General features: G+C 72.0%; 5 protein-coding genes. 1 reads left to right on the top strand and 4 read right to left on the bottom strand.

Going from position 1 to position 5,249, the window contains the following annotated elements; all coding sequences use genetic code 11:
* Positions 1-1,077 (bottom strand): 3-hydroxyacyl-CoA dehydrogenase NAD-binding domain-containing protein (locus CCN72_RS25350; protein WP_086809907.1); only part of this gene is annotated, 1,077 nt, incomplete at its 3' end.
* Positions 1,078-1,236: 159 nt separating this feature from the next.
* On the opposite strand from CCN72_RS25350, the gene paaN reads away from it, so the two are divergent.
* The gene (paaN, locus tag CCN72_RS25355) at positions 1,237-2,928 is read left to right on the top strand and encodes a phenylacetic acid degradation protein PaaN (protein ID WP_086809909.1); all 1,692 of its coding nucleotides are present in this window, start codon (positions 1,237-1,239) and stop codon (positions 2,926-2,928) included.
* Between the two features lie 51 nt (positions 2,929-2,979).
* On the opposite strand, the gene CCN72_RS25360 is transcribed toward paaN, so the two are convergent.
* From CCN72_RS25360 to CCN72_RS25370, 3 genes are read right to left on the bottom strand one after another with little or no spacing between them, the layout of a single operon-like run.
* On the bottom strand, positions 2,980-3,732 hold the full coding sequence (locus tag CCN72_RS25360) for a TrmH family RNA methyltransferase (protein ID WP_086809911.1): 753 nt from the start codon (positions 3,730-3,732) through the stop codon (positions 2,980-2,982).
* Complete coding sequence (locus CCN72_RS25365; protein WP_086809913.1) at positions 3,729-4,952, bottom strand: HTTM domain-containing protein; 1,224 nt, start codon at positions 4,950-4,952, stop codon at positions 3,729-3,731. Before CCN72_RS25365 ends, CCN72_RS25360 begins: the two co-directional genes overlap by 4 nt.
* Complete coding sequence (locus CCN72_RS25370; RefSeq protein ID WP_341868892.1) at positions 4,949-5,137, bottom strand: DUF5819 family protein; 189 nt, start codon at positions 5,135-5,137, stop codon at positions 4,949-4,951. The genes CCN72_RS25365 and CCN72_RS25370 overlap by 4 nt, the downstream gene beginning before the upstream one ends.
* Positions 5,138-5,249: the final 112 nt, after the last annotated feature.

The raw sequence follows: 5,249 nt of genomic DNA on the forward strand, positions 1-5,249 counted from the left end.
CACGGAGGTCTGGCCGTCGGCGAGGACCAGCTGGCCGCCGCCGGGCAGCTCCAGGTGGCCGTCCTCGTCGCCGTCCTCCGTACGGACCTGGATGCCCGCCTCGCGGATCAGCGCGAGCAGTTCGGCGGCGGGGCCGAGATCGCCCTCGGCGAGGACATAGGCGGGCGGCTGCTCCTTGTCGGCCGTGTGCGGCTCGGGCTTCTCGGCGCCCTCCCCGTGGTCGTACCAGCCGTGGCCGGCCTTGCGGCCCAGGCGGCCGGACTCCACCAGGCGGCGCTGGGCCAGCGAGGGGGTGAACCGCACGTCCTGGAAGAAGGCCTGCCACACCGAGTGCGTCACCGCCTCGTTGACGTCCTGGCCGATCAGGTCGGTGAGTTCGAACGCGCCCATGCGGAAGCCACCCGACTCGCGCAGGACCGCGTCGATGGTGGCCGGGTCGGCGGCCTGGGCCTCGTAGACGGCGAACGCCTCGGCGTAGAAGGGCCGGGCGATCCGGTTCACGATGAAGCCGGGGGTGTCCGCGCAGGCCACCGGGGTCTTGCCCCAGGCGCGGGCGGTCTCGTAGGCGCGGGTGGCCGAGGTGACGTCGGTGGCGAACCCGGAGACGACCTCGACCAGCGGCAGCAGCGGCGCGGGGTTGAAGAAGTGCAGGCCGAGGAAGCGGCCCGGATGGCGCAGGGCGCCGCCGATCGCCGTCACCGACAGCGAGGAGGTGTTGGTGGCGAGCAGGCAGTCCTCGTCGACGACGTCCTCCAGCTCGCCGAAGAGCCGCTGCTTGACGTCCAGCCGCTCCACCACGGCCTCCACGACGAGGCCGCAGTCGGCCAGCTCCGCGAGCGCCTCCGCGGGTGCGAGACGGGCGCGGGCCGCGTCCCGGGCGGTGGCGTCGAGCCGGCCCTTCTCCACCAGCCGGTCCAGGCGCGCGCCGATCGCCGCGGCCGCCTCCCGGGCCCGCCCGGGTGCGGTGTCGTAGAGCCGCACGGGGTGGCCGGCGACCAGTGCGACCTGGGCGATGCCCTGGCCCATGGTGCCGGTGCCGACGACGGCCACGGGGCTGCTGAGGTCGAGTGCTGTCATGTGCGCGATCCTCCCGCACGGGGTTTTCCACAGATGCGGCGGACCCCCTTGAACCGACCGATCGTTCGGTTACTCTAGCCCTGACCGTCCCATCCCGCTGCTCTTTCCGCCAGGTCCGGAACTCGAAGACGAGTTCTCCAGACGAGGAGTTGGTCCCGCATGGCCGCCGAACTGACCGCCCCCGAGCTGATCGCGAAGCACCGGCCCACTCTCGACCAGGCCCTGGAAGCGATCCGCACGCGCGCGTACTGGTCCCCGCACCCCGAGCACCCCAAGGCGTACGGCGAACACGGCAGCCTGGACGCGGCCGCGGGCAAGACCGCCTTCGACGCCCTGCTCGGCACCCGCCTCGACCTCGGCCAGGCGGGCACGGACGACTGGGTGGGCGGTGAGATCTCGCCGTACGGCATCGAGCTGGGCGTGAGCTACCCGCACGCCGACCTGGACGTACTGCTGCCCGCGATGAAGGCCGGGCAGCCGGCCTGGCGGGACGCGGGCGCCGAGGTGCGTGCCGTGGTCTGCCTGGAGATCCTCAAGCGCATCAGCGACCGGACGCACGAGTTCGCGCACGCCGTCATGCACACCAGCGGCCAGGCCTTCCTGATGGCGTTCCAGGCGGGCGGCCCGCACGCCCAGGACCGCGGTCTGGAGGCGGTGGCGTACGCGTACGCGGAGCAGGTCCGCACCCCCGAGAGCGCCGAGTGGTCCAAGCCGCAGGGCAAGCGCGATCCGCTGGTGCTCACCAAGAACTTCACGCCCGTGCCGCGCGGCATCGGCCTGGTCATCGGCTGCAACACCTTCCCGACGTGGAACGGCTACCCGGGCCTGTTCGCCTCCCTGGCGACCGGCAACGCGGTCCTGGTCAAGCCGCACCCGCGCGCGGTGCTCCCGCTCGCGCTGACCGTGCGGATCGCCCGCGAGGTGCTCACCGAGGCCGGTTTCGCCGCCGACCTGGTCGCGCTGGCCGCCGAGCGTCCCGGCGAGGGCATCGCCAAGGCCCTCGCCACCCGCCCGGAGATCCGGATCATCGACTACACCGGTTCGACGTCCTTCGGCGACTGGCTGGAGGCAAACGCCCGCCAGGCGCAGGTCTACACGGAGAAGGCCGGCGTCAACACGGTGATCGTGCACTCCACGGACGACTACAAGGGGATGCTGTCCAACCTGGCGTTCTCGCTGTCCCTGTACAGCGGCCAGATGTGCACCACCCCGCAGAACCTGCTGATCCCGCGCGAGGGCATCCTCACCGACCAGGGCCCGAAGACCTTCGACGAGGTCACCGCCGACCTCGCCCGCGCGGTCGACGGTCTGCTCGGCGACGACGCGCGGGCCAACGCGCTGCTGGGCGCGATCGTCAACCCCGACGTCAAGGCCCGGCTGGAGGCCGCGGCCGGTCTCGGCGAGGTCGCCCTCGCCTCGCGGGAGATCAGCAACCCGGAGTTCCCGGACGCGGTGGTGCGCACCCCGGTGATCGTCAAGCTGGACGGCGCCAAGCCGGACGCCGAGGCCGCCTACATGAGCGAGTGCTTCGGCCCGGTCTCCTTCGCCGTCGCCCTCGACTCGGTGACCGACGCGGTGGAGCTGCTGCGGCGCACGGTCCGTGAGAAGGGCGCGATGACGGTCGGCGCGTACACCACGGACAGCGAGGTGGAGCGGGCCATCGAGGAGGTGTGCCTGGAGGAGGCCGCCCAGCTGTCCTTCAACCTCACGGGTGGGGTGTTCGTGAACCAGACGGCCGCCTTCTCCGACTTCCACGGCTCGGGCGGCAACCCGGCGGCGAACGCGGCCCTGTGCGACGGCGCCTTCGTGGCGAACCGCTTCCGGGTGGTCGAGGTGCGCCACCAGGGCTAGCGGAAAGGGCCGTCGGGAGAAGCGGGTTTCTTCTCCCGACGGCCGCGAAGGCTACGCGGCGGGTGCGCCCGCGGTGGCGCTCCAGTGGTACAGCGTCATCGCCACGCTGGTGGCGAGGTTGTAACTGGAGACCTGGGGGCGCATCGGCAGCCGCAGCAGATGGTCGGCACGCGCGCGTACCTCCGCCGACAGACCGGTGCGCTCCGAACCGAACGCGAGCACGGCGTCATCGGGCAGCTCGGTGCCCCTGATGTCCTCGCCCTCGGGATCGAGGGCGAACAGCGGGCCGGGCGGCAGCTCGTCGACGCCGAGGCGCTCCACGGCGGTCGCGAAGTGCAGGCCCGCGCCGCCGCGTACCACCGTGGGGTGCCAGGGGTCGAGCGTGCCGGTGGTGACCACGCCGGTCGCCCCGAAACCGGCGGCCAGCCGGATCACCGCGCCCGCGTTGCCGAGGTTGCGGGGGTTGTCGAGGACCACCACGGGTGCGGTGCGCGGCATCCGGGCGAGCGCCTCCAGATGGGCCGCACGGGCGGGTCGTACGGCGAGCGCGGCGACCCCCGTCGGATGCGGGCGGGCCAGGAGCGCGGCGTACGTCTGCTCGGGCACCTCGATGAGCAGACCGTCCAGGGTCTCCCGTACGTCCCCGGCGAGTTCCTCGGCCAGGGCGAGCGCGGCCCGCCGGTCGGTGGTGACCGCCACCGGTACCTCGGCCCCGAAACGCAGCGCGTGCTTGAGGGCGTGGAAGCCGTCGAGCAGCACGGCACCGGCGGCGTGCTCGCGCCAGCGGATCAACGGGTCGGTCATGCCGTGAACCCTACGCGGCCGGGCGTGCTGTCCTCCGGGGCGCGGGGCGCGGGCACCGTACCGTCCTCGCCGCCGCCCTTGCCGAACCGTCCCCGCGCGCGGGCGGCGAAGGCACCGACCCGGCGCAGGAAGGACGTCGGCAGGAAGACCGCGTCCGCGGTGATCATCGCCAGCGAGAAGAACGGCAGGCCGAGCACGATCGCGATCACGAAGTGCTCCGTCATCAGCAGCACCAGCAGCACGTTCTTCACCCGCCGGTTGAGCAGGGTGAACGGGAAGGCGACCTGCACGATGACGGTGCCGTACGCCACGACCATCAGGATGGTGCCGCTGGTGGACATCAGATCGGCGAGACCGGGCCAGGGCGAGAAGTAGTCCAGGTGCAGCGGGTAGTAGACGGCGGTGCCGTCCTGCCAGCGGGAGCCCTGGATCTTGTACCAGCCGGCCGTGGCGTAGATCAGGCACGCCTCGGCCATGATCACCACCAGGGCCCCGTTGTGCAGGACGTTGGCGATCACGTCCAGCAGGATCCGCGGCTCGGCCGAGCGCGCCAGCCGCTGGACCAGCCACCACAGGGCGAGACCCACCCACGCCGCGCACAGCAGGACGGGGATCAGCCAGGCGCTGTCGAAGAGCCGGCCCGCCGCGGTCATCATGACCAGGACGAAGCCGAGGACCGTCCACAGGGTGAGGCCGGTCCAGTCGGTGGGGATCCGCTGTTCGCGCGCCCTGCGCCGCGCGTCGAGAGACCACACCTGTCCGCAGCGTGTGAACACGAGGTAGATGGCCATCAGGTGCAACACGTTGTCGCCGCCGTCGCCGACGAAGACACTGCGGTTCTGGAGCGACAGGACGCCCACCATGAACAGCACGGACGCCGTACGGGTGCGCCAGCCGAGCAGCAGCGCGGCACTGGCGAAGATCGCGAGCGCGTAGACGCACTCGAACCACAGCTGCCCGCTCGACCACATGAGGGCCGTGAAGGCGTGGTTGTCCAGGATCAGCCGTCGGCCCATGTTCCAGTCCCAGGGACCGTCGGGGCCGTACAGCTCCTGGCGGTGGGGGAACTCGCGCAGCAGGAAGAACAGCCAGGTACCGGCGAAGCCGATCCGGATCACGGCGCTCTGGTACGGCCCGAGCGCCGCCTCGGTGACACGGGCGAGCCCGCGCGAGAGGACCTGGGCGGACCCGCGCGAGGGGAACTGAGAGGGCTGGTTCACCGCACACCTCCGGCGGCCTCGACGGCACTCACCGTCCACCAGGGCAGCATCCGGTAGACCGGCTTGTCGGGCACCTGTTCACCGCTCCAGGAGGGGGGCTGCACATTGATGGTGCGGGAGCGGACCTGCACCCGCTGGATGACGCCGATCCGGCTGGTCGGATCGGTGCGGTACAGGCGCAGCACCGCGATCCGGCGCAGGTACTCCTCGGACAGCGCGCCGCGCCTGGGACTTCGTCACCGCGACGCACACCGCGGACAACCGCCCCGTCGGCATGCGCGGCGCGCTGTCCGAGGA

It is taken from the genome of Streptomyces murinus (genome assembly GCF_002154555.1).
Lineage (GTDB): Bacteria > Actinomycetota > Actinomycetes > Streptomycetales > Streptomycetaceae > Streptomyces > Streptomyces murinus.